This is a genomic window from Vibrio sp. 10N.222.46.A1 (assembly GCF_041473595.1).
In the GTDB taxonomy this organism is placed as follows: domain Bacteria; phylum Pseudomonadota; class Gammaproteobacteria; order Enterobacterales; family Vibrionaceae; genus Vibrio; species Vibrio tasmaniensis_A.
Window position 1 is genome coordinate 1 of sequence record NZ_JBFRSN010001431.1, and the last position, 579, is coordinate 579.

1 protein-coding gene is annotated in these 579 nt (G+C 42.0%); it reads right to left on the reverse strand.

Features of this window, described 5'->3' with window-relative positions; translation table 11 throughout:
• Window positions 1-68 precede the first annotated feature (68 nt).
• On the reverse strand, window positions 69-578 hold the full coding sequence (locus AB4496_RS27115) for a GNAT family N-acetyltransferase (protein ID WP_372133032.1): 510 nt from the start codon (window positions 576-578) through the stop codon (window positions 69-71).
• Between the last annotated feature and the right edge of the window lies 1 nt (window position 579).

The window sequence follows — 579 nt, forward strand, 5'->3', positions numbered from 1 at the left end:
CCAGAATAACCTCGTTCCGGATCTAAACCTTGTTTATAAAGCACATCGAATCTACATTAGCCACTTGGCTATGCCTTGACCCATTCGGATCGCAGGACAGCCAAAACTACGGTATCCCACCACCGCCCTTTGAAAAAACGATGCTCTCTAAAGTGCGCTTCTTGACGCATACCTAAAGACTTACAAAGCTTAATGGCAGGTAAATTCTTACTGATTGTCTCCGCATAAATGCGGTGTACACCCAATGTTGAAAAACCAAAATCAGCCAAAGCGAGAGCCGCTTCATTGCTTAACTTATGGCCTTGATATTGTCTTGAAAACGCACACCCCATTGAAGCTTGCTGATTGTCTTCTAAACGCAAACAAACAGTACCAATGAACTGCCCTGTGCTCTTATATTCAACTGCGAGTTGATATGATTTCCTTGGTTCTTCAGAAGCCTGGGCTATAAACAAGTTGGTTAACTCTTTATATTTAATAGGATCACAGTCACTTTCATCATAGAAACGCTGATATTTGGCATCTTGAGACATCGCCACGAAAGCATTTTCATCGCCAGGATTCATATCCCTAATAATC